This is a genomic window from Ruegeria sp. H3 (genome assembly GCF_056533095.1).
In genome coordinates, this window is sequence record NZ_JBQFOD010000012.1 from 1 (window position 1) to 25,386 (window position 25,386).

A 25,386-nucleotide genomic window follows, 5' to 3' on the forward strand; every position below is an offset into this window, starting at 1 on the left:
GGTCTCCGTCATGACCAAACGCGCCGTCCAAGCTTGTAGCTAAGGGGGGCAGCCGAAGAAACAAAAGCCCCGGTCAAAACCGGGGCTTTTTTCTATCCGGTCAGAGTTTTTACAGTGCCGTTTCGGTTCACACAAAGAGCTGTGGTTTCATCATCGGTTCGAGAGAGAACCGTACGAATCTCTGCTTTGTTCGCGCAACAGAAGGCCGTCGACAAGGCATCCGCAATCGTTGCGTTCGACGACTGTACACTCACCGTGGACCATTGCGGTGCGCGAGCGCCATTTGGGTCCAGGATGTGTGGACCACCTGATCGAGACTGAGATACTGTTGGGCTGGACGTTGCAACTGCGCGATCCTGCAGTTGGATTGTTTCAACCAAACCATGCATCGGGTCGGAGACACCAAGAGTCCAAGTGCGGCCACCGGCATGGAACTCTCCAACATTGACCAGAACCTTTGTCCACCCGGCTTGACGCAATGCGCGTGCAACAAGATCTGTGGCGTAACCTTGAGCTATACCGTTCAAGGTCAGTGACTGGCCCTGATCCAACTGAATGCGGGACCGGGAGATGCGCACCCGATCCCAACCAACGAGCCGCTGTGCTACTTTGATCTCTTGCGAGGTGCGGGCCGTCCAAAGCGGCTGAACCGTCGGATCAAAAAATCCTCCGGTCAGTTTGTAAGCGGTGTCGCTGACCACAAGCAGAGCATGAAAATCCGGGTCAGGGTCGCTCAGAAATCCAGTACGATTCAGCTGTGCTAAAGTCGAATCCGGACGGTAAAGGCTGAAGAGCGTCTCACACCGCTCAAGTATGGATCGCACATGCACAATCGCGTTCTGAGCTAAGTCGGGATCACCTTCGAGGGTCAGGTGAACCTCGGCCCCCAAGGCATAGCCTTGCCAATGAATGGGACGTGCCTGTGCCGGGGTCGCAAGGGCAGCGGCTGAAATGGCCAGAAAGCGGCGTCGGTTCATCATCGCGCAGCTACCCCTCGGCTCTGGCGCCGCGCTGCGATGATCAGCGGAACACAGCGGCTTTGGTCATCATGAATGGCGACACAGTCAAGACACTGAAAGCATTCGTCATACTGGATTTCACCGGTTTTCCGGATCGCACCGTATTTGCATTTGACTTTGCATAGCTGACAAGGTGAACCGCATTCCGTGCGGCGTTCGATCCAGTTTCGACCGCGCAGCAATCCTCCGATCGCCATAAAGGCCCCCAAGGGGCAAACGTAGCGACAGAACCCCTTGAAGAGCACCATGCTCAGCACCAGCCAGAATATCGCGTAGGCCGCATAGTACCACTCGCGGATGAAGAAGGTTGTGATCGCGGTTTTGAACGGTTCAACTTCGGCTGCTTTGTCAATCTGATCCGGGGCGAAGAAAACGACGGCAATAAGCGCCAGGAGAATGGCGTATTTCAGCCATTTCAACCGATTGTCCCATCTGGGAGAAGGTTCGATCTGCGGGATTCGTAACGCCTTACCAAGGTGATGGGAAAATTCCTGAAGCGCGCCAAACGGGCAAAGCCAACCGCAAAAAAGCCCCCTGCCCCACGCCACGAGGCCAGCAAGTGCGACCGCCCAAACCAAAAGCGAGAAGGGATCGTAGAGCAGAAACGCAAAGCTTCCGCCTTCCAAGGCGGTGCGCAGAGACCCCAGAACCGTAACGATTGACAGCTGACCCTGCCCCCACCAGCCGATGAAACCTGTGACAATGGCAAGAACCCCAAGACGCAACGGGGTAAACAGCGGTCGAGCCGCAAACGCGTTCATCCGCAGACCTAAAACGCCGACGAGCCCGGTCAGGAAAACCCCCAATACGATCATATCAGCCTGGCGGTTCCGCAGCGCTTCCAGCCAGGGCGGCGCTGGTTTGACCTGTACTGGCCTGTCAAAAAACCGTTCGGGCGTGCTGTGAGGTACCTCTAGTGTCACCGAGCCTGTTTCGGGTTGAAACATGCCATGTTCGCGCACCGCCAGAACCTTCAGCACCCATTCGCTTGCGGGATCAAAACCCAACCTTCGATCCGTGCGCAAGATCATGGCAACCCCATCGGGCATATTGTCTGAAAGCTCGACCAGCAGATCTGCATCGCGCAATGCGACCGGAAGCCCGCCTTGTTCTGCAGCAATCCAGTCCGGTGCAGTGTTGCGCACAAATTCATCGCTGACCAATCCATGGCGAGCTGTTTCAATCAGCAGGATCGGTTCGTCATTGTCTGAGATTTCCATAAAATTCTGCAGCTCTTTAAAGCTATCTTCAGACAAAGCTGCGCGAGCAATGGATTTGGGACCGAGATCCACAATCCAGAGATCAAGATATGGGTCTTCCGGATAATCCTTTGCTTCGGGGTCGTCATCCTCCCACAAGGTGCTTTTGAACAGGGCGTCGACTTCAGCATTGGTGATCACTTTGCGTGTCGCGATACCTTGGTCGACCAGGTCCTGCCAGGTCAAATCCTCTTCGTAGTCGGGTTTCGGAAAGGCTGGCGGCGCCGTTGCCAAGCCCTTCATCTTCTCTCGCGCAACGGCCAAAGCAGCACCCATAACCGATTCATGCGCGATCCGAACGCTGGCTGTCGCTTTTGTGACCCCGTCCAAATACACCAAAGACGACCCCGAAGCGCCATCGCCATAGGGCGTGCCAACTACGATCGAATCCGAAATCGACAGCCCGCCATATTGTTCAAAAAACTTGTGAAATGGCGCCTCTCCGAGGCCCGAGACAAAGATCGGCTCATTGTGTTCGATCAGTTGGACATCCAGAAACCGACCTTCAAGATCCAGAACAACAAGCAGGTTGATCGGCGCCCCTGAAAAGCCCGGCAATGGTGCTAAAGGTTCGGATTCAAATACATATCCCACCTCAGCGCCACCCGAGTTCAACAAACTGTAGACGCCATCTTCGTTTAACGCCTCACCCAGCGACATCGGAGCCCGTACGTAGGGTTCAATCTGTTCTCGTGGCAAAGGCTCGGCCAAAGCCGAAAGGCTGCCAAGAAGGAACACCAACATACTCTGAAGTACGCGCATGGGCGAAAGACTAACTTTCCACCCTTTGACATGACATTCGACGAAAGTCCTAGGCTAGGTATCTACGACCCTAAGGCTATTGACGTGAATTGCCCGAACCTTGAGACTTCGACTATCCCTACGACCAAAGCACCATTTTCGACGGAGTGCGCGAACTGTAGGTTTTGAGGAAACACTAGCTGTTCATGGGAGGAGACATCATGACTTGGAGCACACCGAAGCTGAAAGAAGTGAACTGCGGAATGGAGATCAACATGTACTCTCCCTCCGAGGATGAAGGCCGCGAGCACGAACGCGACCTGTTTTGATCATCTGATCTCAGCGGAGGCCCAAAGTGCATTTTCTGGTTCTTGGGGCTTCTGCAGGCGGTGGACTGCCGCAGTGGAATTGTGGTTGCCGGAACTGTGAGGATGCCCGTAACGGGCTTATCCCGCCTTCCGGCCAATCTTCATTGGCAGTATCGCAAGATGGTGAGCATTGGAGCATTCTTAATGCCTCACCAGACATTCGCCAGCAAATGCTGGACAATCCCAAAATGCACCCCCGGTCATTGCGCGATACACCGGTCGTCTCAGTTTTGCTGACCAATGGCGATATTGACCATATTGCAGGTTTACTCAGCCTGCGTGAACAAACCCCGTTCACCCTGTTTGCGACCGGTGACATTCTGGAAGTGCTTTCCAACAACCGGATTTTCGACGCGGTGAACCGGGCGAAAGTAGATCGCAAACGGATTGTTTTGGAACAAGACTTCGATCTTCAGAACGGGCTGCACGCGCGATTGTTTGCCGTACCGGGTAAGGTACCTTTGTTCATGGAAGGTGACACAGTGCAAACCGATCTGATCGGGGAACAAACAGTTGGTGTAAGGCTTAGCGCAGGCGGCAAGGTCGCCTACTACATCCCCGGGTGTGCGCAGGTGACGCCAGACCTATTGTCCCAGATCGCAGACGGGGATCAGCTTTTCTTTGACGGTACGCTTTGGGACGATGATGAGATGATCCGCACGGGAACGGGTGTCAAAACCGGGCAACGCATGGGCCATATCTCGGTCAGCGGACCTGATGGGTCAATCGCGTTGCTCAAAGACATCTCGGCAGCCAAGACGTTCATACATATCAACAACACCAACCCGATGCTGCAACCCGGCGGGCCGGAACGGACTTTTGTCGAGAACGCAGGCTGGTCCATTGCTTATGACGGGCAGGAGATCACGATATGAGCCGCGAAACGCTGGAAGCTCGCCTGCGCCAAATCGGCGCTGAACGCTACCATGATAAACACCCGTTTCACCATCGGCTTCATAGCGGGCAGTGCACACCCGATCAGGTACGGGCCTGGGTTATAAATCGATGGGCGTATCAGGCAGCCATTCCGATGAAAGACGCTGCGTTTATGTCGCGTTGTACCGATCCCGATATCCGACGCGAGTGGCGGTCACGGATCGAAGATCACGACGGTGGCGTTGACGAGGGCGGTGGTATCCGAAGGTGGCTGAAGCTCGCCGAGGCGGTGGGACTAGACCCTGACTATGTTGCGTCCGGCCAAGGTATCCTCCCGGCGACCCAGTTCGCAGTGGATGCCTATGTACACTATGTTCGCGAAATACCGCTTCTACAGGCGGTTGCGTCCTCACTAACAGAGTTGTTTGCACCAAAAATCCACGAGCAACGGATTGAGGGACTTTTGGCGCACTACGACTTCGCCAATCCAGATAGCTTGTCCTATTTCCAGAAACGCCTCACTCAAGCACCCAAGGACGTCGCCTTCGGTCTGAACTGGGTGCTCGATCACGCCGACACGCCTGAAAAAGAAGACATGGCCTGTGAAGCGCTGCTTTTCAAAACCAATGTCCTTTGGGCTCAGCTTGATGCGCTTTGGTGCGCCTATGTCGAACCCGGCCTGATCCCCCCCGGGTCTTGGCAGCCAGGGGAAGGCTTGACATGACACTTAAGCTACGCCCCCAAGATCGCCCCTATCTGCCACGCGGCGTGCGGGTTCAACACGACAAGGTTCGCAACCGCACAGTGCTGATGGCCCCGGAGAAGGTGATCGAGCTGGATGAAATCGGCGTTGCGATCCTGAACCGGATCAATGGCGCAGCCAGTTTAGATCAGATCATTGCGGAGCTGGCCGATACCTATAACGCACCCGCGGATCAAATCGCTCAGGATGTGCAACAGTTTCTTCAAACGCTTCGCAGCCGATTGTACCTGATGGTGCAAACATGAGTGTTCAAGCACCTATTGCCCTCTTGGCCGAGTTGACCCATCGCTGCCCGCTCAGCTGTCCCTACTGCAGCAACCCAATCGAGCTAGAGCGCAAAGAAACCGAACTGGAAACCAACGCATGGAAAGACGTGTTCCAACAGGCCTACGACATGGGCGTGTTGCAGCTGCATCTGTCTGGTGGTGAGCCCGCATCGCGCCGTGATCTGGAAGAGTTGACGGAAGCCGCCGCCGCCACCGGCCTCTACACCAACCTGATTACCTCGGGCATTGGTCTAACACCCAAACGGTTGGATCATCTTGAGGCTGCAGGTCTGGATCATATCCAACTCTCGCTGCAAGGCACCAACGCGGAACTGGCAGATCGGATCGGCGGGTATCGCGGAGGGTTTGACCGCAAGATGGCCTTCGCAAAAGAGGTCCGCGCACGGGGTATTCCCTTGACCTTGAATGCTGTTATGCACCGTCAAAATCTGGATGATTTGGATCGCACTATTGAAATGGCCGTCGAGCTCGGGGCGCGCCGACTAGAAGTGGCTTGCGTCCAATTTCACGGATGGGCCTTGGAAAATCGCTCTGCGTTGCTACCAACCCGTGAACAAACCCAAGTGGTAAAGAATACGGTCGCAGCAGCCGCACAGCGCCTCAAAGGGATTCTTGCTTTCGATTTTGTACCTCCGGACTACTACTCGGACTATCCCAAAGCCTGTATGGGCGGTTGGGGTTCAACTGGCTTGAACGTCACGCCCAATGGTACCGTTTTACCATGTCATGCAGCCCAGACGATCAAACACATTCAGTTCGACACAGTACGAGAAAAAAGCCTTAGAGAAATCTGGTACCAAAGCGAGTCTTTCAACATTTTCCGTGGAACCGATTGGCTACCGGAACCCTGTCAGAGTTGCGAACGCAAAGAGTTGGATTTAGGTGGGTGTCGTTGTCAAGCGCTTGCACTGTCTGGTGATGCCGCCGCGACTGATCCAGTATGCCAGAAGTCACCTATGCATGCCCAGGTTGCATCGGTTCTGGATCAACTTCCAATCTCGTCGGACACCAGTCTGGTCTACCGAAAAATATAAGCTCAAGCCCCATTCTGTCGCTTAAGATGTCATGCATCGCGACAGCAAAAGCCGGTCGATGGTGGCACGGTGTGCACTTTTTTGACCTTTGAGTTTATATACTAATGCGTCTTACCGCTCGCTGCCTTTGACACCAAAGCGGGCTCGGGCATCTGGTCGATAGGACCGCCTGCCCCGTGAACGCTGGCCAGACGAACGCCGAAGAAATTCTGCGAAACTTCTTGATTCAAGTCGTTTGCAAACGCGATGGCTGACACATGTGACGTTCAGCAATTCGCCACCCGTTCAGGACAACAGCTAACACATAGGCAGGGCCAACAGGATCACGGCAAGAGTTATACGCAACTGTCCCCTATCCCTCGCTAGGTCAAAATCAAGACGTACTTCGCTTTCCGGTTCCCAGAACTCGGACCTCCAACCAGTGGAACGCCAATGCAATCATACCCGCGACCAGAATATAGAATACAGCCAATAGAAGGAGCGGCTCATAGATGATGAAAGTATCAGAACGCACACGTGAAGAGACCGCGTAGATATCGACAACGGTGATAGTGGCGACCAAGGGGGTTGCTTTCAACTGAAGGATGGTTTCACCACCCAATGTTGGAAGAACACTGCGGATCGCCTGCGGCAACCAGATACGGCGGAACATGGTAAGCCGTGGCATGCCAAAAGATTTGGCGGCCTCAAGCTGCCCCTTGGCAACGCCCTTGAACGCGCCCCGCATGACTTCACCTTCATAACCCGCATAGGACAACGTCAACGCCAGCACTGCATAAGGCCATGCCTGCCGTAGATAGGGCCATAGTTCTGAAGACCGTATCCACGGAAACTGCGGGAAGAGCGAGCCCAGCCCATAATATAACAACCAAAGCTGCAACAGCAGTGGCGTGCCGCGGATGATGGTACAAAATGCCTTGGCAGGGGCGGCAAGATACCAGGGCCCAACCGCCTGTGCCAACCCAAGCGGAACCGCAAGCAGGAAACCAAGAACAACGGTGACGACCAACAGCCAGATTGTCGTCCAAATACCCTGAAGGGCCAGTGGGGCGTATTTCGGGATCCAGTCCCACTGCAGCGATACGGCGCACCATATGACGATCCCGACGAAGACTAGCATCATCACGATGCGGTGTGGTTGCATCAGCGATCTGAAATCGATCATCTGCTCCCTCCCGTCAGAGAGGGTTGGCCGCGACGCGCCCATTTCTCAATCCGGGCGAAGATACCGCCGGAAAACAGCGTGACCATGAGATAGAGAAAACCCGCCGCCAGAAAAAAAGTGAAATAGGCGCGCGTGCTGCTGGCAGCTTGTCGGGTCTCCAGCGTCAACTCGTTGAAACCCACAACAGCAAGCAGTGCCGTGTCTTTGGTCGCAATCAGCCACAGGTTGGCCAGACCCGGCACCGCAAAGCTCATCATCGCAGGGATTGTCACACGCCGCATGGTCATGAAGGCAGGCATCCCGTAGGATTTAGCAGCTTCGATCTGACCGGGTGGAACCGCCTGAATGGCACCGCGCAGAATTTCGGTCGCGTATGCACCCTGAACGACGCCCAGTACCCATATGCCTGCGCCAACGCCGCTAACCTCGACCCGGCCACCACCCATGGCAGCAGAGATTTTATTGATGATATCCGATCCCACGTAGTACAGGATCAGGATCAGAACCAGTTCCGGTACGGCCCGGATGACCGTCGTGTAAATGGCGAGAAGATCGCGCGTGACCTTCCCGCCATAAAGTTTGCCATAAGCTCCGAACAAGCCGATCACCAGGCCCAGCGCATATGCACCAAGGGCGATCTGCAATGAGTGGGACAATCCGCGCAGCAGATTGGCCCCCCACCCCGGTGGCGACAGCGACAGAAGCTCTGCGCTCTGCGTCAATCCAAGTGAGTCCAACAGTTCGGTCACAGCGGCAGCTTAGTAGATGCTGGCCGAGAAATAGTTCGACGTGATTTCCTCGTGCGTGCCATCGGCCAGAATTGCCGCGATGCCCTTATTCAGCGCCGCAAGCAGGTCGTCCTGACCCTTGCGGACGCCAGCACCCACACCGCGGCCCAGAATGGCCGGATCGTCTGCAACGGCACCTTTGATTTCGCAGCAGGCGCCGGCATCCGAGTTTACAAAGTCAGCCATCGCGATGCTGTCGGCCTGTGTGGCATCAATGCGGCCTGCGAACAGATCCTGATTGGCCTCATCCTGGGTTTGGTAGACGCGCAGTTCGGAATCCTTGAAATATTCCTGCGCATAAGCCTGGTGGATGGTCGAAGCCTGAATGCCAACAATTTTTCCCGCCAGCGATTCGGGGGTTGCTTCGATATCCATCGATTTATCCGCGACGATGACGGCAGGTGTGTTGTAGTAAGGATCGCTGAAATCAATGGTCTTCAAGCGTTCCTCGGTGATCGACATCGACGCCATGATCGCATCGATCTGCTGACCGGTCAGCGATGGGATGATACCATCCCAAGCGACGGGTGTGATCACACAGTCAAGCTCGGCCGCAACACAGACGGCGTTGATAACGTCGATCTCCCAGCCAACCCAGTTACCTGAGCTGTCCAGCGACGCGAATGGCGGGTAAGGCTCAGCTGCGATGCCGATCTTGACCTCTTCGGCACTGGCGACACCAGCCGAAAGAATGGCGGCGGCAAGCCCGGATGCGAGCAGTTTCTTGACGTTCATTTTGTTACTCCCTGTTGATTCATTCGTTAGTTTTGACTGGATCAGGCGACCGAGCTGAGGAATTGCTTCAACCGTTCTGATTTTGGGTTCCCAAAGACCTCGGCAGGTGGCCCCTGCTCTTCAATGCGGCCTTCGAAAAGATAGACAACGTGGTTTGCGACTTCGCGCGCAAACTTCATTTCATGGGTGACAAGCAGCATGGTGCGCCCTTCGGCGGCCAGATCACGGATCACGGTCAAAACCTCGCCGACCAGTTCGGGATCAAGCGCCGAGGTGGGCTCGTCAAACAGCATGACAGACGGATCGACCGCAAGCGCGCGTGCAATGGCAGCGCGCTGTTGCTGGCCACCTGACAGATAGGCTGGATAAGTATCGGCCTTGTCGCCGAGCCCTACCCTTTCCAGCAGTTCATGCGCCCGCGCAATGGCCTCTGACTTTGGTATCTTTAGCACATGCACCGGCACTTCGATTACGTTCTCTAATAGCGTGCGATGTGTCCACAGATTGAACTGCTGAAACACCATCGCCAACCGCGTTCGGATACGCTCGATCTGGCGGCAGTTCGACGGGCTGCCATCGGTATGCATCTCAACCAGTTCGCTACCTATGGTGATCTTTCCCGAACTCGGCGTTTCTAAGAAATTGATGCAGCGCAGCATGGTGGATTTACCAGAGCCCGATCCCCCGATGATCGCAACGACATCCCCCTTGTTGGCTGTTAGCGACACACCTTTCAAAACCTCCAGCGTACCGAAGGATTTATGAAGGTCTTCAACCTTTATTGCCTCGTTCGTCGCGGTTGCTTCGAGTGTGGATGATGTTGCTTTGGCTGTGTCCATATCCAAGAATCTTCTGATTTCGACTTGCAGTAAGCCCCGAATCTCGCAATTATGCAAGTGTATAATAACTCGATGCCATGGATGACCGGGACGTGCAGGACGACAGCCGAAAATTTACACGTGAGTCTGCTGAAGTTCGGCGCGAGGCGCTGATCCTGGCGACATTGGACCTGATCGCCGAGATGGGTGTTCGGGGTGCTACTGTGCGTGAGATTGCAGCCCGCGCGAACGTGACCCAAGGTTTAATCCGTCACTATTTTTCGACGAAGGAAGAGCTGGTTCAGGCGGCATATGAGCACCACATGAACACGCTGACCGATCAGACGGCTGCTTCGTCGGGTCAGGGCAGCGCAGTCTCTCGGTTAACCAACTTCGTTGACGCATCGTTGCGGCCACCAATCATTAACACAAGCGCTGTGGCCTTATGGGCCGGCTTCCTGAACAAGGTGCAGCGTGATCCGAAAATGCAGCGCATCCACCAGCAAACCTATAACTATTTCCGGGATCACCTCGAGAAGTTGATCGTCGCCGCATTGCAAGAAACCGGGCGCACAGTCGCAGCATCAGAAGCAACGCAACTGGCCATTGCCTGTAACGCGGTGATCGACGGCCTCTGGTTGGAAGGAGGAGCGCTTCCGGATGCATTTTTTGAAGGCCAGTTGGCGCAGATCGGGCTGGATTCTGTCAGCGCCATCGTCGGTATTCCTTTGACCAAAGAGGTAAAACAGCCATGAAGACCACGTCAGTGACCGAACGATTGGCGGGTTTGGGGGGTGCCAAATGGGGCGTCCATCTAAAAGCGCGCGAACTTATCAAAGCCGGAGCGGATATCGTTGAGATGACGATCGGCGAACCGGATGTTCCCGTGTCCGAAGCTTTGGTCGAAGCCACAGTGACCTCGCTACGTGCGCAGCGGACAGGATATTCCAACGGACGCGGTGAAGCTGGGCTGCTTGACGCGCTTTCTGCGCGCTATACAGCCTCGCGCGGGCGAGCTTTTGGGCCCGAGAACTTTCTGTGCTTCCCCGGGACACAAACCGCCCTATTCACAGCGATGGCTGGGGTTGCTGAGGCAGGTGATGAAGTTCTGATTGGCGACCCGATGTATGCGACCTACGAAGGGGTCATACGCGCCTCAGGGGCGGAAATGGTGCCCGTTCCGCTGCATCCTGAGCACGGGTTTCGCATGCAGGCCAAAGATATCGCAGCGCGGATTTCTCCGCGCAGCCGTGCCATTCTTCTAACCACGCCGCACAACCCGACGGGTGCAATCCTGACCGCGACGGAAATTGCCGAGATCGGGAAACTCGCAATTGCCCATGATTTATGGATCATCTCGGACGAGGTTTATGAAGAACTAGTCTTTGATGGTGCCCGGTTTGTTTCACCTTTAGCGAATCCGGAACTGGCGGATCGGGTCATAGGCGTGTCCTCCATCTCGAAATCACATGCCGCACCGGGGTTCCGCAGTGGTTGGTGTGTTGGACCCGCAGCATTTTGCGAAGCGCTGCTGCCGTATTCCGAGACCATGCTCTTTGGCAATCAGCCTTTCATTGCGGATATGACCGAAAAGGCAATCCGCGACGGGTCTGATGTTGCCCACGGAATGACCACCCGCTTCTTCAAGCGCGCAACCCTTTTGGCCGATCGTCTTGAAGCGGAAACGGATCTGACGGTTCACCGCCCCGAGGCAGGAATGTTCGCCCTCATCAACGTCTCAGCCACCGGGCTAGATGGTGAAACTTATGCCTGGGATCTGTTGCAAGCCGGGGTCGCTGTGATGCCGGGTTCCGCCTTTGGGGACAGCTTGAAGAACTGGGTGCGTGTCGCACTGACGATCAACGACACAGATTTTACCACCGCAATCTCTCGCATCATCGATCACGCCAACAGCAAATCACGCGAGGTTGCATGAGCAAAATGACAATCGGCGAAGCTCTGGTTTCGAAACTTCGCCAAAGGAATGTGACCTGCGTTTTCGGAATTCCAGGCGTTCACACGGTTGAGCTGTACCGCGGGCTTGCGGCCTCGGGCATTCGCCATGTTACGCCTCGGCACGAACAGGGTGCAGGTTTCATGGCTGATGGCTATGCCCGCGTGTCTGGCAAACCGGGTGTCGCCTTCGTGATTACCGGCCCCGGATTGACAAATACGCTAACGCCGATGGCGCAGGCACGCGGCGATTCAGTACCAATGTTGGTGGTGTCTGGCGTGAACAAAACCGCATCGCTCGGCAAGGGCTTGGGGCATCTGCATGAATTGCCCGATCAACTGGAGCTATCCAAAACAGTTGCACTAATGTCGGAACAAGTCTCCGAAACCACGGCTCTGGACCCGACCTTGAGCCGCGTTTTTCACAACCTCGCAAACGGCCGCCCTGGACCGGTGCATATCGAGGTTCCGTTGGATATCGCTGCGGCTGAATATCAGGAAACGCCTCTCGCGACGCTCGATCCAGAGCCGCCGGTTAACCCGGCTTTGATCACACAAGCCGCAACGCAACTGGCTGAAGCGAAGCAAACTGTCATTTTGGCAGGTGGCGGTGCGAAACGTGTTGGGGCCGGACTGCAAGCTTTGGCCGAAGCGCTGGATGCGCCCGTGGTCCAAACTGTCAACGCGCGCGGTTTGATGCATGGGCATCCTCTGACCGTTCCAGCAAGCCCGAGCCTGAACGCGGTACGCGCACTGATAGAAAGCGCCGATTGGGTGCTTGCTTTGGGAACTGAGCTGGGGCCAACGGACTACGATATGTACGACACGGGTGAGTATGCGAAACTGCCAAACCTGATCCGAGTTGATCGGTGTAGCGATCAACTGGCCCGACACGAAGCAACCCTTGCCATTCAGGGTGATGTTAACGTGGTTGTGCCAAAGCTGCTTGAGGCTTTGCCACTGGATGCAAAGCAATGCGATGGTGCAGAACGTGCCAGCAACGCACGCGACGCCGCCTGGACAGAAGTTGGCCCCGATTATCGCCATCAGGTGGAAATCCTGAATGCGATGCGCGCGGCGGCCCCGAACACGCTGATGGTCGGGGACTCTACACAACCAATTTATGCCGGTAATCTTTTCTACGATCACGACCGGGCTGGTGGCTGGTTCAATGCAGCGACGGGGTACGGCGCGCTCGGCTATGGGATACCCGCAGCCATCGGCGCATCAATCGCCGATCCAACAGCCCGAGTAATCTGCATTGCCGGCGATGGCGGCGCGCAGTTTTCATTGCCCGAAGTTATGGCAGCAGTCGATGAAAACCTGCCCATCACGTTCGTGATCTGGAACAACCACGGATATCGCGAAATCGCCACATCAATGCAGGATGTAGGAGTGACCGTAATAGGGTGTGATCCCTCGCCCCCAGATTTCGCCGCCACGGCCAAGTCATTTGGCATTCCATTCACTTCGATTCCCGCTGAACCCAGCGCTGTCGGGCAGGCCTTGCGCGACGCAGTCGCCACGGATGGGCCGGTCATGATCGAAGTCACCGCTCTGAAATTCGAACCTCAGAAAGAGTGAAACATGTCAGACCCTACCTTTGAGTTTTCCCGTGCCATTACCCGTCGCCCGGCTCCGACCATAGCCGGAGGGCTACGTGCAGAAGATATCGGAAACCCGGATTTTGACGGGATGATAGCGGCGCATAAGGCTTACGTTGCAGCACTAAAAAGTACCGGAGCGGAGGTGATCGAGCTTGATTCCCTCGACGCATTCCCTGACGCGCAATTTGTCGAGGATACGGCCCTGTGCCTGCCGCAAGGAGCCATACTGATGCGGCCAGGTGCACCGTCGCGGATGGGCGAAGTGGACCAAATGGCTCCGGCACTTCGAAATTGCTACGAAACAGTTCTTGAGATCAAAGGCCCAGGTCATGTCGAGGGGGGAGATATCCTTGTCACCGGTCGCGAAATACTGGTGGGCCGGTCCGAGCGAACGGATGCTGAAGGTGTCGCCGAGTTGGCACAAATCACCTCTAACTGGGGTTACAAACTGCGCGAAGTATTCACGCCAGAAGGCGTTTTGCATTTCAAGACAGATTGTTCATTGATGGATGCCGAGACAATCCTGTCGACCCGTCGATTGGATGCATCGGGTTGCTTTGAAGGCTACCGTGTATTGCATGTCGCCGACGGCGAAGAAGCCGCTGCCAACGCAATCCGCTTTAACAATCTGGTCCTGATGGCAGCGGGCTTCCCACGCACTGCAGAGATGCTGGATCGCGAAGGCTACCAGGTCGTAGAGATCGACAACACCGACTGCGCAAAGCTGGATGGGGGGATGTCCTGTCTTTCGTTGAGATTCTAAAGGTTTCGTTTCGATCGGTTTTGATCATCGGTGCAGGTTTGGCTGGCATCAGCGCCAATTGAGTCAAGTCTGATGATACGGGTCATCGTTCAAGGCGAGGTCATAGAATGAAGCTGACATCTGCATCAATTTAGCCTGGCCAAAGCGCAGTGCACGGCTCTCAAAGCGATTGAATTGATCCGGGTCGATGACGTCATGCAGGTCAATGGATTTGCACGACCGCATATCAAAAAGATCGTGCATGAACTGGGCCTCGTGGGGTATGTGGTCACCCGACGAAGGCACAATGGTGGTGTTCAATTGGGCAAACCTTTTGTCCTCTCGCATTGCTACAATTGAAAAGGGTATCGTAGCACCGATGCGCAAAGCACGATGATCACTGATTGGACAGAGCGCTTTCAGGGGACCGCGGCCTTGCCGCGCTCGGTGCGCGACCGCCTGCTTAAGGAAGCTCGGATCGTCGAAATGCCTAAAGGCGCGCAGGTATTTGGACCTGCGAATGTGCCCGATAGCCTCTTCTTTCTTTATGATGGGCGCATCCGTGTCTCGCAAAATTCGGACACCGGTCGGGATATCGTCCTCTATCGCGTAGATGCCGGGGAAAGCTGCGTTCTGACGACGGCCTGTATGCTGGCGGAAGAGGCTTACAACGCCGAAGGCATCGCAGAGACTGACATAACTGCCATCGTTCTTCCAAAGCTTGCCTTTGACAGGTTGGTCGCCGAAGAAGAAGAATTTCGGAAATTCGTCTTCGCGGCCTATTCAAGGCGGCTGATCGACCTCCTGCGTGTCGTGGATGACGTCGCCTTTGGGCATATGGATGTGCGTTTGGCCGAGCGGCTTCTGACATTGGCAGGCGAGTTTAAGGAGATCTCGACCACCCACCAACAATTGGCGAGTGAACTGGGCACAGCGCGAGAAGTCGTTAGCCGAATTCTGCAGGATTTTCAGAAGCGTGAGATGATTGCTCAATCACGTGGTCACATTTTGTTGCTGGACAAACAAGCGCTACAAGAACGCGCTGCATCCAACTAATTCAAAATTTTGCATGTTAAGTGACAATGTCACTGAACCCCTGAAGTCAAAACTATATCCGTTCTCCAAGTTATGATGATGGAGAACACCATGAACACGAACGTTGGAACCATTGACCGCATCCTTCGCACTGCTCTTGGCCTTGGATTGCTTTATCTTGCCCTTTTCAGCGGCTTGCCCTTGTTTGACGGGAATGTTCTGAAATTCGGCGCAGCAGCCGTCGGTATGGTTATGCTGATTGTCTCGGCAACGCGTGTTTGTCCGATCTACTCTATCTTCGGCTTTAAGACCTGTCGGTCCTGAAGCAATGGAAACTTCGTTTACTCCTTTCACCTCTTTTGGTGGTGGCTTGCTGATCGGCCTTAGTGCTGTGCTGCTAATGCTTGGCCTGGGGCGGGTACTTGGTGCGACCGGGGTTCTGTCTGGTACAGTCTTCGTCGAAAACCGGGAAGAGCTGATGTGGCGACTCGCTTTGATCGCAGGAATGATACTTGCTCCGGGGTTCATCTATGTCGTGACGGGCTCCATGCCTGTGCTCACCGTCCCCGTCGGCCCAGCCATGATTGTCATTGGTGGTGTGATTGTCGGGCTCGGCGCAAGCCTGGGGTCTGGTTGCACATCTGGTCACGGAATTTGTGGCTTGTCGCGCTTATCAATCCGTTCGTTCGTGGCGGTGCCGGTTTTCATGGCGACAGCAGCACTAACCGTATTCCTAATCCGCCATGTGGCCGGAGGCTGAAATGAAACATCTTATTGCCCTAGTGACCGGACTTGTCTTTGGAGCAGGAATTGCGATCTCTGGGATGATGGACCCGGCAAAGGTTCTGAACTTCTTTGACGTTGCTGGAACATGGGATCCAAGTTTGATTTTCGTCATGGGTGGTGCTCTGGTCGTGACGTTTATTGGGTATCGGCTTGTTTGGCATCGCCCTGCCCCGCTGTTTGAACACCGCTTCCAGCTACCTGTTTCCACACAGATCGATAACAAACTCATCGGGGGAGCAGCCCTATTTGGCATTGGCTGGGGAATTGCCGGCTTCTGTCCGGGCGCTGCCATCCCTGCATTGGGAACAGGCCGCTGGGAAGTCGCGCTGTTTCTCGCGTCGGTCATTGGCGGCTTCTATTTGCGCCGCCTGATCAGCCCTATGCCGGCCAAATCGACCACCTGACAATTCCCTTCGGAGGACACGATATGACTTACCCCGTTTGCATGGGCATCAAACCAGATATTCAGGCTTTTTTTGACGAAGCCACCAACACAATCAGCTACATCGTAAAGGACCCGTCATCGAATGCCTGCGCGATTGTCGATAGCGTCATGGATATCGACTATGCCGCAGGGCGCATCACCTATGAACACGCAGACCGACTGATCGACCGAATTGAAGAACAAGCACTAAAACTTGAGTGGATCATCGAGACACATGTTCATGCCGATCACCTCAGCGCGGCCCCCTACATTCAGTCGAAGCTGGGCGGCAAGATCGGTATCGGATCGAAAATCATGGTGGTGCAGGACACGTTCGGAAAAGTCTTCAACGAAGGCACCGAATTCCAGCGCGACGGATCTCAGTTCGATGCGCTGTTCGAGGATGGCGACACCTACATGATCGGCTACATGCAAGCCTTTGCCATGTATACGCCGGGTCATACACCTGCCTGTATGGTGCATGTAATGGGGAATGCCGCGTTTGTAGGCGACACCCTCTTCATGCCTGACGGAGGTTCGGCCCGAGCCGACTTTCCAGGCGGCGATTCCGGCGTTCTTTACGACAGCATTCAGAAAGTGCTGTCACTGCCAAACGAGATGAGGCTTTTCATGTGTCACGACTACGGTCCAAACGGCCGTGAAATACAGTGGGAAACCACAGTTGGTGACGAAAAAGCCCACAATATTCACGTTGGCGGGGGCAAAACGAAGGAAGAGTTCGTCAAGTTCCGAACCGAACGCGATGCACAGCTTGCCATGCCAAAACTCATCATTCCTTCACTGCAAGTGAACATGCGCGCCGGAGAAGTGCCAAAAGACGTTGACGGCAATCCGATGCTCAAAGTGCCCGTGAACGCACTCTGAGGAGGTCGAGATGGAAATCAGGAAAATCACCGACAAAACCTCGGTAAGCCCGCAAATCACGGTCTCCGATATGACCATGATCAAGGAAGCCGGCTTCCGAGCGATAATCTGTAACCGTCCCGACGGTGAAGGAGCAGACCAGCCCAGCTTCGAAGAAATCGAGGCTGCAGCAGAACTGGCTGGGCTTGACGCCGTCTACGTTCCCGTTCGATCCGGGATCGTAAACGATGCAGATGTCGAGGCATTTGGTGACGCGTTGGCCCAGCTGCCACGCCCTGTCCTTGCCTATTGCCGAACCGGAACACGATCAGCCACCCTTTGGTCGTTCCACGAAAGCAAGAAACGTCCAATGCCCGAAATTCTCGCAGCAACGAAAGCCGCGGGATACGATATGAACGGTGTCGCGAGACGTATAGCAAACGGGGGTAAGACCCCGACGGATACGGGCGATGCAAATTTTGATGTTGTGATTGTCGGTGCGGGTGCCGGTGGTGTTTCTGTCGCTGCCAGCCTGCGATCCCGCCAATCGAACCTTTCAATTGCGATAATCGATCCGGCGGATATTCACTACTATCAGCCAGGATGGACCATGGTCGGCGGTGGTATCTTCGAGGCCAGCGAAACCGCAAAAACTATGGGCTCGCTCATCCCGAATGGAGTCAAATGGATCAAAGCAGCGGTTGCCGCGTTTGAACCCGAAAACAATGCGGTGATCCTGGATGGATGTCGTGTTGTGAAATACGATCGATTGGTTGTTTGCCCCGGTCTGAAACTGGATTGGGAAGCAGTTGAGGGGCTCGAAGAAACGCTCGGCCACAATGGCGTAACCTCGAATTATCGCTATGATCTGGCACCCTACACCTGGCAGTTGGTGCAAGATATGAAAGAGGGACGCGCCCTTTTTACGCAGCCACCGATGCCTATCAAATGTGCAGGTGCGCCTCAAAAGGCAATGTATCTGTCAGGCGACGCCTGGTTCCGAAACGGTCGCCTGAAGGATATCGACATTCAGTTCATGAACGCGGGTGGGGTCCTGTTCGGGGTGAAAGACTATGTACCTGCTTTGGAACACTATGTGGCTAAGTACGGTGCGACGCTGAACTACTTCCACAATCTGGTGTCTGTCGATGGCCCAGCAAAGACGGCAACATTCAAGGTCGCCAAACCCGAGACTGAGCCGGAAACCGTCACAGTGGACTTTGACATGATGCATGTCTGCCCCCCTCAGGTGGCCCCTGACTTTGTCCGTGTCTCTCCTTTGGCCGATGCCGCAGGTTGGGTTGACGTCGATCAGGGTACCCTCCGCCACAAGAGCTACGAAAACATCTGGAGCCTTGGCGATGTCATGAACGCCCCCAATGCGAAAACTGCAGCGGCAGCACGCAAGCAGGCTCCAACAGTAGCGGAAAACATCGTGGCTGATATCTCGGGTCGCTCACCGACTGCAGCCTATGATGGCTATGGGTCATGCCCTTTAACAGTTGAACGCGGAAAAATCGTTCTGGCCGAGTTCGGTTATGGTGGGGTGTTAAAGCCTAGCTTCCCACCCGCACTGCTGGACGGCACCAAGCCCACACGCTTGGCATGGTTTCTCAAGGAAAAGATGCTGCCGCCGATCTATTGGAAAGCCATGCTGAAGGGCAAGGAATGGATGGCCAAGCCCGAAAAACTCAAGGTCGCTTCTGAATAAGCGGCTGATAACCAGCGCGGTGGAACCTTTTCCCATATGCGCATCATAAAAGGGTTGGCTCATGCGTGAACCGCTGAGCCCATCTTCTTTACTCTGGACGGGGCCATGACCCAACTTCTACGCCGCTACCTGCCAGTACTGGACTGGGGACGCAGCTACGATCGCAACGCTCTTTCGAACGATATGATCGCGGCGCTGATCGTCACGATTATGTTGATCCCACAAAGCCTTGCCTACGCGCTGCTGGCTGGTCTCCCACCAGAGGCGGGTATCTATGCCTCGATCGTGCCAATCTTGCTTTATGCTTTGTTTGGGACAAGCCGTGCTCTGGCCGTAGGGCCAGTTGCTGTGGTCTCACTCCTGACAGCCTCGGCAATTGGACAGGTCGCAGAACAGGGCACAGCCGGCTATGCGGTCGCGGCACTAACGCTCGCCTTCTTGTCAGGTGGATTCTTGTTTCTTTTGGGGGTGTTCCGGCTGGGATTTCTGGCCAATTTCCTCAGCCACCCGGTGATCGCCGGGTTCATCACTGCGTCAGGCATTCTGATTGCGACCAGCCAGATCAAACACATTCTTGGCGTTCCCGCCAAAGGACATACTCTGCCCGAGATGGTTGTGGCGACAGTATCTCATCTGAATGAATTGAATTGGATCACGCTTGTCATCGGAACAACTGCAACGGCGTTCCTGTTTTGGGTACGCAAAGGCTTGAAGCTAATGTTGAACCATCTTGGGGCCTCGGCGTTTGTTGCAGAGCTTGCCACCAAGGCCGGTCCCGTTGTCGCCGTTATCGGCACCACTGTTGCGGTTTGGGCGCTCAATCTTACAGACGAAGGTGTAGAGGTCGTGGGGGCTGTCCCGCAAAACCTGCCACCGTTGACCATGCCCAGTTTTTCCCCGGACCTCATCCAAGCCCTTCTAGTGCCAGCGATTTTGATTTCGATCATCGGATTTGTTGAATCCGTCTCCGTGGCTCAAACTCTTGCGGCCAAGAAACGGCAGCGGATTGACCCGGATCAGGAATTGATCGGGCTGGGCGCGGCCAACCTTGGTGCTGCATTCACCGGCGGCTATCCCGTTACAGGTGGCTTCTCGCGCTCCGTTGTAAACTTTGACGCAGGCGCGGAAACCCCTGCGGCGGGGGCATTCACCGCCATCGGACTCGCCATCGCGGCAACTGCCCTAACGCCGCTGGTTTACTACCTACCGAAAGCAACGCTTGCAGCGACAATTATTGTTGCAGTGCTGTCTTTGGTTGATCTGTCGATCCTGAAAAAAACCTGGAGCTACAGCCGTGCCGATTTCGTCGCTGTTACAGCGACGATTGTTTTGACCTTGTCGCTGGGGGTCGAGGTCGGGGTTGCCTCGGGTGTGATCATCTCTGTGCTGCTGCACCTCTACAAAACTTCCAAGCCGCATGTGGCCGAGGTGGGCCGCGTTTCCGGCAGCGAACACTTTCGCAACATCCTGCGCCACAAAGTCGAAACCGATCCGCGCGTGTTAAGCCTGCGCATTGATGAGAGCCTCTACTTCGTCAACGCTCGTTTTTTAGAGGATTTGATACAGTCTCGCGTTACCGAAGGCTGCAACATTGCCCATGTCGTTCTGATGTTTTCTGCGGTCAACGAGGTGGACTACTCCGCGCTCGAAAGTCTTGAAGCAGTGAACGCAAGTCTAAAAGACATGGGCGTTGGGCTGCATTTCTCTGAAGTGAAAGGACCTGTAATGGATCGATTAAGTCGCTCGCACCTGATTGAGGACTTAAACGGGCATGTCTTTCTATCACAAAACGAGGCCTGGATAACGCTCACGGAACGCCCACGCGCCGCTGCAGAATAGCCAAAAGACCAAGTTCAGTTTTTCGGCGCGGGCTCGAGTGAAGAGTTGACCGTAGCGACAAAATCCAGCCCGATGTCTAAACAAGGCGCACTGTGGGTGATCCAGCCCATAGAAATCAGATCGACGCCGGTTTCCGCAACGTCTCGCACACTATCCGGGGTGATCCCGCCCGAGGCTTCGGCGATCGCGTGACCATCAATCATTGCAACCGCTTTGCGAAGGGTCAGTGGATCCATATTGTCAAGCAGCACGGCATCGACGCCGATGTCTAGGACTTGCGCCAGTTGTTCGAGGGTGTCGACCTCAATCTCAATTTTAACCATATGGCCGACACTCTGTTTTGCTTTGGTCAGAGCCTTGCCAACACCGCCTGCTATCGCGATGTGGTTATCCTTGATCAGCACCGCATCACTTAAGGAATAGCGATGGTTCATGCCACCACCTGCACGCACTGCATATTTTTCGAGCGCACGTAGGCCGGGTGTGGTCTTGCGGGTACATGTGATTGCTGCACCCGTGTCTTTCACCCGGCGCACCAGATCTGCCGTCACGCTGGCGATGCCAGAAAGATGCCCCATAAAGTTGAGCGCGGTGCGTTCAGCTATCAAAAGGCTACGAGAGGGGCCTTGGAACGTTGCGATGATCGCGCCGGGCACGACGAGATCGCCGTCGTTTACATGACGCGTCACTTTGATTGCGGGATCGACCAATGCACAGGCCAGTTCTGCACAATCCAGTCCGGCAATACATCCAGACTGACGCGCACGAGCCACAACTTCAGAACTGTGATCCCCTGAAATGATAGCCGTTGAGGTTACATCGCCGGCAAGACCCAAGTCTTCCTCAAGGGCGCGACGGACTACAGGCTCCAGCATCATCCGGGGCAACGGGGCTAGGGGTGTGTCGGTCATAGGTCAAGCAATCCTTAGAAGGGGTTCCTGGCAGATCGAACCTGCATGGGTGAGAATTTCGGTCAGTGTCATCTGATTGGCATGCGCGATGGATTCCGAATTTGGGAAATCGCTGCGATAGCGTCCGCCGCGCGATTCACAACGAAGATGCGCGAAGATCGCGACAGATAGCGCCACAAGCGCCGGATCAGAAGCACACCCAGCGGATTCAACCATGGGCAACAGGTTTGAAATGGCAGAGCGCAGCCCGGCCTCATTGCGGATCACACCTAGATGTCTTGAAACCAACGACCTGACCAAACCAAGATCGGGATCAGGTAGCCATTCAGGCTCAAGCGCGGTCCGAGGAATTTGGTTCTTACACCCGGCAATGCTGTGGGCAGCGCGACGACCCATCACCACAGCCTCTAGCAACGAGTTACTTGCAAGCCGGTTTGCGCCATGCAGTCCAGTGGCTGCGCATTCACCAATGGCCCAAAGGCCAGTCAGGGTACTTCGGGCGTTCCGATCAACCGCGATACCACCCATGTGGTAATGCGCCGCCGGGCGTACTGGTATCGGTTCGCAAACCGGATCAATACCATGGGCATTACATAACCCATAAATACTGGGAAAATGCTGCGCAAAACTGGACCCAAGTGTTGTGCGGGCATCCAGAAATACACGGCCACCATCAGCGATGACTTGATGCACAGCGCGAGCAACCACATCGCGCGGGGCCAGTTCAGCACCCGGCATATGCGCCATGAAGCGCTTGCCGTTTTGATCGACAAGGATGGCGCCTTCACCCCGCACGGCTTCGCTGACCAGATACAAGGGCGTCTGCGGAGTATCCAAGGCGGTGGGATGAAACTGCACGAATTCCATGTCACGCAGTGCTGCCCCAGCGCGCGCAGCCATCATGACACCCTGCCCATAGCTGCCCGACGGATTGGTGCTGGCGTCGAATAAACCGCCGCAGCCACCAGTCGCCATGACAACCTGAGAGGTACGCAACACCTCTGCCTGACGGCCTTGTTGAACGCGAATGCCGGTAACACGCCCGTCAGTCGTTGTCAGCCGCCGAGCCTCGACATCTGTCAGGCAGGTGATCGACGGGCATTTCAGGGCTGCACGTGTCAAGGCAGATATGACCTCGGCGCCAGTGCGGTCGCCACCCACATGCAGTATGCGACGATGGGAATGTGCAGCCTCGTGCCCAAAGTCATATGCGCCATCAGCACTCCGGTCGAAGCAAACACCATAGCTTTCCAGCATGGTGATCGCCTCTTGCGCGTCGGCCAGAATGTCCGCCGCGACGGTCTTGTCGCACAACCCGTCTCCAGCTTGCAATGTATCGGTCAAATGTTGCGCCGGATCGTCATCCGCGCCCAACGCGGCGGCAATACCGCCTTGCGCCCAAGCGCTGGAACTTTCCTGCCCCAGCCCTGCACGGGTGATCAGCACCACCGGTTGCGGGGCCAATTCCAGCGCAGCGATCAACCCGGCAATGCCGCTTCCGATTATTGCAACCTGGCCATGAAGACCCTCGAGCTGGATCATTTTACTGCCAACATCCGTTCCACAGAACGACGCGCATCTTCGGCGATGGCCGGGTCGATCGTGACCTCATAGCGACCAAGTTCCAGCGCTTCGCGGATATTGCGCAGACTAATGCGCTTCATGTGCGGGCACAGGTTGCAAGGACGTACGAATTCGACGTCCGGATGGTTAAGCGCAAGATTATCGCTCATTGAACATTCCGTGAGCAGGCAAACCCGCGCCGGTTTGTTGGCGTTTACGAAATCCGACATCACGGCGGTAGAGCCCGAAAAATCCGCCTCAACAACCACCTCTGGTGGGCATTCCGGGTGGGCCAGTACCGTCACGCCCGGCCACGCTTCGCGCATGGCGCGCACGTCGTCAGGTGTGAACAGCTCATGCACTTCACAGTGCCCGCGCCATGCGATCAGTTCGACATCTGTTTCTTTAGCGACATTCTTTGCCAGATACTCATCAGGTATCATCAGAACGCGTGGCACCCCAAGGGACTCCACGATCTTCACTGCGTTGCCCGACGTGCAGCAGATATCCGATGCCGCCTTCACCGCTGCCGACGTGTTGACATAGGTGATCACCGGCAACCCCGGATGGGCTTGGCGCAGCAAGGCGATGTCCTCGAGGGTGATGGAATCAGCCAGCGAACACCCTGCCCCCAAATCCGGAATCAGTACGGTTTTCTCAGGGTTCAGCAGTTTGGCGGTCTCGGCCATGAAATGCACACCCGCCAAAACGATGACGTCAGCATCGACCTCAACGGCTTCGCGCGCCAAAGCCAGACTGTCACCCACAATGTCGGCAACTCCGTGGAAGATTTCTGGCGTCTGATAGTTATGTGCCAGAATGACCGCGTTCTTTTTGCGCTTCAGTTCGAGGATGGCTTCCAAATCCTCTTCGAACAGCATCCACTCTGGGGGCGGGATGACCTGCTTAACCCGATCATAGAGCTCGGGCAGTCGAAAATCTTTCATTGGACACTCCATTTATACTCGATTCGAGTACATTCTGCATCTACTTATTCTCGTTTCGAGATTATGTCAATGGATTGTTAGGGTCTGGAGAGCGGCAATCTGACACCCGACAGCATTCGGGCCTCAAGAATGGCGGGGCGATATCGGAACAGCCGCGCCGGACGGCCGCTGGTGCCGCTGGACATTTCACCGGTTTCTTCAACCAGTTCTTGCTGGTCAATCTGGCGGCGGAAATTGGGTTTGTGCAGGTGCAGACCAGACAACGCTTCGACCGTGCGCTGCAATTGAAGCAGAGTGAAGCTTTCGGGCAAAAGTTCAAATACCACCGGAGAGTATTTGATCTTGGCCCGCAGGCGCGAAATGCCTGTCGCGAGGATGCGACGGTTGTCGCCTGCCATGGGTACACCGAATTCTGGCGTATCGACCAGCCCGGCCTCGTACATCAATTCATAGCGTTGCAGAACAAGCTCTTCGTTCCACGGTTTTCCATTTAGACCGAACAGATAATCGACACGCTGGACCTTTAGCGCATCCGCCGCTGCCCAGGCTGTGAGGCGGTCAGTGATAAGCGGAAGTCCCCTGGGGCTGTGGTCACCGCGATGATCCTCCCAAGGAAAGTACCGATACCAGCTGCGCCATGTCGGGCGTCTGGCCCCGGCTGCATCCTGTTCACGCACCAGCCCAAGATAGCTGATCGAAATACGCTGCGAGCCGGTGACCTCCTCAGATCGTGGATCACGATCCTTATCTGCGAAAGTATAGAGTTGCTCGAGATAGCCTACTGGATGGCCGGTCTGTGCCTCGATCCAAGCGCGCAATCCGCTTTGCAAACTGCGATGAGAGGATTCGAAAGGCCCTGAAGGCAAGGCCTCGCCACCCCGTAGGGTCATGACCCGCGGCTGATCATCAGTTACCGCCGTTAAGATGGCGATCAGTTCGGCAGGGGCTAGTCCACTTGGCAATGAAATTCCTGTGTATTGAATGTCTGACCACATTGGCTTCAATGTGCGTTCTAACGCAAATTCAATACCTTTGCTTGTGGAAAATGCCCGGCGAAACGTGCTCATTCAGAGAATTCAGCTCTGACCCAAGTGCTCGCCGAGCGCAGTTAGAAGCACCCAACAACTATCACCTAAGGCGGTTTCGAAAAC

At 55.4% G+C, this 25,386-nt stretch carries 27 protein-coding genes; 16 read left to right on the forward strand and 11 right to left on the reverse strand.

What is annotated here, in order from left to right; all coding sequences use genetic code 11:
• Window positions 1–92: 92 nt before the first annotated feature.
• Window positions 93–980 (reverse strand): FAD:protein FMN transferase, encoded by an 888-nt coding sequence (locus tag ACR0JE_RS14365; protein WP_480826963.1) that lies wholly within the window; start codon window positions 978–980, stop codon window positions 93–95.
• Window positions 977–3,022, reverse strand: a complete 2,046-nt coding sequence (locus tag ACR0JE_RS14370) for a 4Fe-4S binding protein (protein ID WP_480864649.1) — start codon at window positions 3,020–3,022, stop codon at window positions 977–979. Before ACR0JE_RS14370 ends, ACR0JE_RS14365 begins: the two co-directional genes overlap by 4 nt.
• Window positions 3,023–3,240: 218 nt before the next feature.
• On the opposite strand from ACR0JE_RS14370, the gene pqqA reads away from it, so the two are divergent.
• From pqqA to pqqE, 5 genes are read left to right on the forward strand one after another with little or no spacing between them, the layout of a single operon-like run.
• Complete coding sequence (gene pqqA / locus ACR0JE_RS14375) at window positions 3,241–3,348, forward strand: pyrroloquinoline quinone precursor peptide PqqA (protein WP_170537497.1); 108 nt, start codon at window positions 3,241–3,243, stop codon at window positions 3,346–3,348.
• Window positions 3,349–3,374: 26 nt separating this feature from the next.
• Window positions 3,375–4,262, forward strand: coding sequence for a pyrroloquinoline quinone biosynthesis protein PqqB (gene pqqB / locus ACR0JE_RS14380; protein ID WP_480864650.1), 888 nt, complete (start codon window positions 3,375–3,377; stop codon window positions 4,260–4,262).
• Window positions 4,259–4,987: a pyrroloquinoline-quinone synthase PqqC gene (gene pqqC, locus ACR0JE_RS14385; RefSeq protein WP_480864651.1), complete on the forward strand. Its 729-nt coding sequence runs from the start codon at window positions 4,259–4,261 to the stop codon at window positions 4,985–4,987. Before pqqB ends, pqqC begins: the two co-directional genes overlap by 4 nt.
• The gene (pqqD, locus tag ACR0JE_RS14390; protein ID WP_480864652.1) at window positions 4,984–5,271 is read left to right on the forward strand and encodes a pyrroloquinoline quinone biosynthesis peptide chaperone PqqD; all 288 of its coding nucleotides are present in this window, start codon (window positions 4,984–4,986) and stop codon (window positions 5,269–5,271) included. Before pqqC ends, pqqD begins: the two co-directional genes overlap by 4 nt.
• Window positions 5,268–6,347 carry a pyrroloquinoline quinone biosynthesis protein PqqE gene (gene pqqE, locus ACR0JE_RS14395; protein WP_480864653.1) on the forward strand — a complete coding sequence of 360 codons (1,080 nt, stop codon included), beginning with the start codon at window positions 5,268–5,270 and terminating at the stop codon, window positions 6,345–6,347. Before pqqD ends, pqqE begins: the two co-directional genes overlap by 4 nt.
• A 373-nt stretch (window positions 6,348–6,720) precedes the next feature.
• Here pqqE and ACR0JE_RS14400 read toward each other — a convergent pair whose 3' ends face one another.
• From ACR0JE_RS14400 to ACR0JE_RS14415, 4 genes are read right to left on the reverse strand one after another with little or no spacing between them, the layout of a single operon-like run.
• Window positions 6,721–7,512 carry an ABC transporter permease gene (locus tag ACR0JE_RS14400; RefSeq protein WP_480864654.1) on the reverse strand — a complete coding sequence of 264 codons (792 nt, stop codon included), beginning with the start codon at window positions 7,510–7,512 and terminating at the stop codon, window positions 6,721–6,723.
• A complete protein-coding gene (locus ACR0JE_RS14405) occupies window positions 7,509–8,261 on the reverse strand; it encodes an ABC transporter permease (protein ID WP_480864655.1) in 753 nt (250 codons plus the stop codon). Before ACR0JE_RS14405 ends, ACR0JE_RS14400 begins: the two co-directional genes overlap by 4 nt.
• Window positions 8,262–8,270: 9 nt before the next feature.
• On the reverse strand, window positions 8,271–9,035 hold the full coding sequence (locus ACR0JE_RS14410; RefSeq protein ID WP_480543767.1) for a transporter substrate-binding domain-containing protein: 765 nt from the start codon (window positions 9,033–9,035) through the stop codon (window positions 8,271–8,273).
• A 41-nt stretch (window positions 9,036–9,076) separates the two neighbouring features.
• On the reverse strand, window positions 9,077–9,874 hold the full coding sequence (locus tag ACR0JE_RS14415) for an ABC transporter ATP-binding protein (protein ID WP_480864656.1): 798 nt from the start codon (window positions 9,872–9,874) through the stop codon (window positions 9,077–9,079).
• A 77-nt stretch (window positions 9,875–9,951) separates the two neighbouring features.
• Between ACR0JE_RS14415 and ACR0JE_RS14420 the strand changes: the two genes are divergently transcribed.
• Genes ACR0JE_RS14420 through ACR0JE_RS14435 form a run of 4 tightly spaced genes read left to right on the forward strand, consistent with a single transcriptional unit; the run spans window position 9,952 to window position 14,176 of the window.
• Window positions 9,952–10,608 carry a TetR/AcrR family transcriptional regulator gene (locus ACR0JE_RS14420; RefSeq protein ID WP_480864657.1) on the forward strand — a complete coding sequence of 219 codons (657 nt, stop codon included), beginning with the start codon at window positions 9,952–9,954 and terminating at the stop codon, window positions 10,606–10,608.
• Window positions 10,605–11,789, forward strand: a complete 1,185-nt coding sequence (locus ACR0JE_RS14425; protein WP_480548345.1) for a pyridoxal phosphate-dependent aminotransferase — start codon at window positions 10,605–10,607, stop codon at window positions 11,787–11,789. The genes ACR0JE_RS14420 and ACR0JE_RS14425 overlap by 4 nt, the downstream gene beginning before the upstream one ends.
• Window positions 11,786–13,390, forward strand: coding sequence for a 5-guanidino-2-oxopentanoate decarboxylase (locus ACR0JE_RS14430; protein ID WP_480864658.1), 1,605 nt, complete (start codon window positions 11,786–11,788; stop codon window positions 13,388–13,390). The genes ACR0JE_RS14425 and ACR0JE_RS14430 overlap by 4 nt, the downstream gene beginning before the upstream one ends.
• 3 nt (window positions 13,391–13,393) lie before the next feature.
• Window positions 13,394–14,176 (forward strand): dimethylarginine dimethylaminohydrolase family protein, encoded by a 783-nt coding sequence (locus ACR0JE_RS14435; RefSeq protein ID WP_480864659.1) that lies wholly within the window; start codon window positions 13,394–13,396, stop codon window positions 14,174–14,176.
• Window positions 14,177–14,239: 63 nt separating this feature from the next.
• On the opposite strand, the gene ACR0JE_RS14440 is transcribed toward ACR0JE_RS14435, so the two are convergent.
• Window positions 14,240–14,419, reverse strand: coding sequence for a hypothetical protein (locus ACR0JE_RS14440; protein WP_480864660.1), 180 nt, complete (start codon window positions 14,417–14,419; stop codon window positions 14,240–14,242).
• Window positions 14,420–14,548: 129 nt separating this feature from the next.
• On the opposite strand from ACR0JE_RS14440, the gene ACR0JE_RS14445 reads away from it, so the two are divergent.
• From ACR0JE_RS14445 to ACR0JE_RS14475, 7 genes are all read left to right on the forward strand, one after another.
• The gene (locus tag ACR0JE_RS14445; RefSeq protein WP_480864661.1) at window positions 14,549–15,211 is read left to right on the forward strand and encodes a Crp/Fnr family transcriptional regulator; all 663 of its coding nucleotides are present in this window, start codon (window positions 14,549–14,551) and stop codon (window positions 15,209–15,211) included.
• 90 nt (window positions 15,212–15,301) lie between these two features.
• Complete coding sequence (locus tag ACR0JE_RS14450; protein WP_480864662.1) at window positions 15,302–15,514, forward strand: YgaP family membrane protein; 213 nt, start codon at window positions 15,302–15,304, stop codon at window positions 15,512–15,514.
• Between the two features lie 4 nt (window positions 15,515–15,518).
• Window positions 15,519–15,950: a YeeE/YedE family protein gene (locus ACR0JE_RS14455; protein WP_480864663.1), complete on the forward strand. Its 432-nt coding sequence runs from the start codon at window positions 15,519–15,521 to the stop codon at window positions 15,948–15,950.
• Window position 15,951: 1 nt separating this feature from the next.
• Window positions 15,952–16,380, forward strand: a complete 429-nt coding sequence (locus ACR0JE_RS14460) for a DUF6691 family protein (protein WP_480864664.1) — start codon at window positions 15,952–15,954, stop codon at window positions 16,378–16,380.
• A 23-nt stretch (window positions 16,381–16,403) separates the two neighbouring features.
• Window positions 16,404–17,285 (forward strand): MBL fold metallo-hydrolase, encoded by an 882-nt coding sequence (locus ACR0JE_RS14465; protein ID WP_480864665.1) that lies wholly within the window; start codon window positions 16,404–16,406, stop codon window positions 17,283–17,285.
• 10 nt (window positions 17,286–17,295) lie between these two features.
• Complete coding sequence (locus ACR0JE_RS14470) at window positions 17,296–18,975, forward strand: bifunctional protein tyrosine phosphatase family protein/NAD(P)/FAD-dependent oxidoreductase (protein WP_480864666.1); 1,680 nt, start codon at window positions 17,296–17,298, stop codon at window positions 18,973–18,975.
• Window positions 18,976–19,080: 105 nt separating this feature from the next.
• Window positions 19,081–20,814 carry a SulP family inorganic anion transporter gene (locus ACR0JE_RS14475; protein WP_480864667.1) on the forward strand — a complete coding sequence of 578 codons (1,734 nt, stop codon included), beginning with the start codon at window positions 19,081–19,083 and terminating at the stop codon, window positions 20,812–20,814.
• A gap of 14 nt (window positions 20,815–20,828) precedes the next feature.
• Here the strand turns inward: ACR0JE_RS14475 and nadC are convergent, their stop codons facing one another.
• The 4 genes from nadC to ACR0JE_RS14495 form a co-directional block, all read right to left on the reverse strand.
• Window positions 20,829–21,725: a carboxylating nicotinate-nucleotide diphosphorylase gene (gene nadC, locus ACR0JE_RS14480; RefSeq protein WP_480864668.1), complete on the reverse strand. Its 897-nt coding sequence runs from the start codon at window positions 21,723–21,725 to the stop codon at window positions 20,829–20,831.
• A gap of 3 nt (window positions 21,726–21,728) precedes the next feature.
• Window positions 21,729–23,267 (reverse strand): L-aspartate oxidase, encoded by a 1,539-nt coding sequence (locus ACR0JE_RS14485; RefSeq protein ID WP_480864669.1) that lies wholly within the window; start codon window positions 23,265–23,267, stop codon window positions 21,729–21,731.
• Complete coding sequence (gene nadA, locus ACR0JE_RS14490) at window positions 23,264–24,235, reverse strand: quinolinate synthase NadA (RefSeq protein WP_480864670.1); 972 nt, start codon at window positions 24,233–24,235, stop codon at window positions 23,264–23,266. The genes ACR0JE_RS14485 and nadA overlap by 4 nt, the downstream gene beginning before the upstream one ends.
• A gap of 77 nt (window positions 24,236–24,312) precedes the next feature.
• On the reverse strand, window positions 24,313–25,125 hold the full coding sequence (locus tag ACR0JE_RS14495) for an NUDIX hydrolase (RefSeq protein ID WP_480864671.1): 813 nt from the start codon (window positions 25,123–25,125) through the stop codon (window positions 24,313–24,315).
• Between the last annotated feature and the right edge of the window lie 261 nt (window positions 25,126–25,386).

What these genes read in the sequence shown, in the direction of transcription:
- ACR0JE_RS14365 (WP_480826963.1), bottom strand. Translation starts at nt 980, where the DNA reads ATGATGAACCGACGCCGCTTTCTGGCCATTTCAGCCGCTGCCCTTGCG.
- ACR0JE_RS14370 (WP_480864649.1), bottom strand. Translation starts at nt 3,022, where the DNA reads ATGTTGGTGTTCCTTCTTGGCAGCCTTTCGGCTTTGGCCGAGCCTTTG.
- pqqA (WP_170537497.1), top strand. Translation starts at nt 3,241, where the DNA reads ATGACTTGGAGCACACCGAAGCTGAAAGAAGTGAACTGCGGAATGGAG.
- pqqC (WP_480864651.1), top strand. Translation starts at nt 4,259, where the DNA reads ATGAGCCGCGAAACGCTGGAAGCTCGCCTGCGCCAAATCGGCGCTGAA.
- pqqD (WP_480864652.1), top strand. Translation starts at nt 4,984, where the DNA reads ATGACACTTAAGCTACGCCCCCAAGATCGCCCCTATCTGCCACGCGGC.
- pqqE (WP_480864653.1), top strand. Translation starts at nt 5,268, where the DNA reads ATGAGTGTTCAAGCACCTATTGCCCTCTTGGCCGAGTTGACCCATCGC.
- ACR0JE_RS14400 (WP_480864654.1), bottom strand. Translation starts at nt 7,512, where the DNA reads ATGATCGATTTCAGATCGCTGATGCAACCACACCGCATCGTGATGATG.
- ACR0JE_RS14410 (WP_480543767.1), bottom strand. Translation starts at nt 9,035, where the DNA reads ATGAACGTCAAGAAACTGCTCGCATCCGGGCTTGCCGCCGCCATTCTT.
- ACR0JE_RS14415 (WP_480864656.1), bottom strand. Translation starts at nt 9,874, where the DNA reads ATGGACACAGCCAAAGCAACATCATCCACACTCGAAGCAACCGCGACG.
- ACR0JE_RS14420 (WP_480864657.1), top strand. Translation starts at nt 9,952, where the DNA reads ATGGATGACCGGGACGTGCAGGACGACAGCCGAAAATTTACACGTGAG.
- ACR0JE_RS14425 (WP_480548345.1), top strand. Translation starts at nt 10,605, where the DNA reads ATGAAGACCACGTCAGTGACCGAACGATTGGCGGGTTTGGGGGGTGCC.
- ACR0JE_RS14430 (WP_480864658.1), top strand. Translation starts at nt 11,786, where the DNA reads ATGAGCAAAATGACAATCGGCGAAGCTCTGGTTTCGAAACTTCGCCAA.
- ACR0JE_RS14435 (WP_480864659.1), top strand. Translation starts at nt 13,394, where the DNA reads ATGTCAGACCCTACCTTTGAGTTTTCCCGTGCCATTACCCGTCGCCCG.
- ACR0JE_RS14440 (WP_480864660.1), bottom strand. Translation starts at nt 14,419, where the DNA reads ATGCACGATCTTTTTGATATGCGGTCGTGCAAATCCATTGACCTGCAT.
- ACR0JE_RS14445 (WP_480864661.1), top strand. Translation starts at nt 14,549, where the DNA reads ATGATCACTGATTGGACAGAGCGCTTTCAGGGGACCGCGGCCTTGCCG.
- ACR0JE_RS14450 (WP_480864662.1), top strand. Translation starts at nt 15,302, where the DNA reads ATGAACACGAACGTTGGAACCATTGACCGCATCCTTCGCACTGCTCTT.
- ACR0JE_RS14455 (WP_480864663.1), top strand. Translation starts at nt 15,519, where the DNA reads ATGGAAACTTCGTTTACTCCTTTCACCTCTTTTGGTGGTGGCTTGCTG.
- ACR0JE_RS14460 (WP_480864664.1), top strand. Translation starts at nt 15,952, where the DNA reads ATGAAACATCTTATTGCCCTAGTGACCGGACTTGTCTTTGGAGCAGGA.
- ACR0JE_RS14465 (WP_480864665.1), top strand. Translation starts at nt 16,404, where the DNA reads ATGACTTACCCCGTTTGCATGGGCATCAAACCAGATATTCAGGCTTTT.
- ACR0JE_RS14470 (WP_480864666.1), top strand. Translation starts at nt 17,296, where the DNA reads ATGGAAATCAGGAAAATCACCGACAAAACCTCGGTAAGCCCGCAAATC.
- ACR0JE_RS14475 (WP_480864667.1), top strand. Translation starts at nt 19,081, where the DNA reads ATGACCCAACTTCTACGCCGCTACCTGCCAGTACTGGACTGGGGACGC.
- nadC (WP_480864668.1), bottom strand. Translation starts at nt 21,725, where the DNA reads ATGACCGACACACCCCTAGCCCCGTTGCCCCGGATGATGCTGGAGCCT.
- ACR0JE_RS14485 (WP_480864669.1), bottom strand. Translation starts at nt 23,267, where the DNA reads ATGATCCAGCTCGAGGGTCTTCATGGCCAGGTTGCAATAATCGGAAGC.
- nadA (WP_480864670.1), bottom strand. Translation starts at nt 24,235, where the DNA reads ATGAAAGATTTTCGACTGCCCGAGCTCTATGATCGGGTTAAGCAGGTC.
- ACR0JE_RS14495 (WP_480864671.1), bottom strand. Translation starts at nt 25,125, where the DNA reads ATGACCCTACGGGGTGGCGAGGCCTTGCCTTCAGGGCCTTTCGAATCC.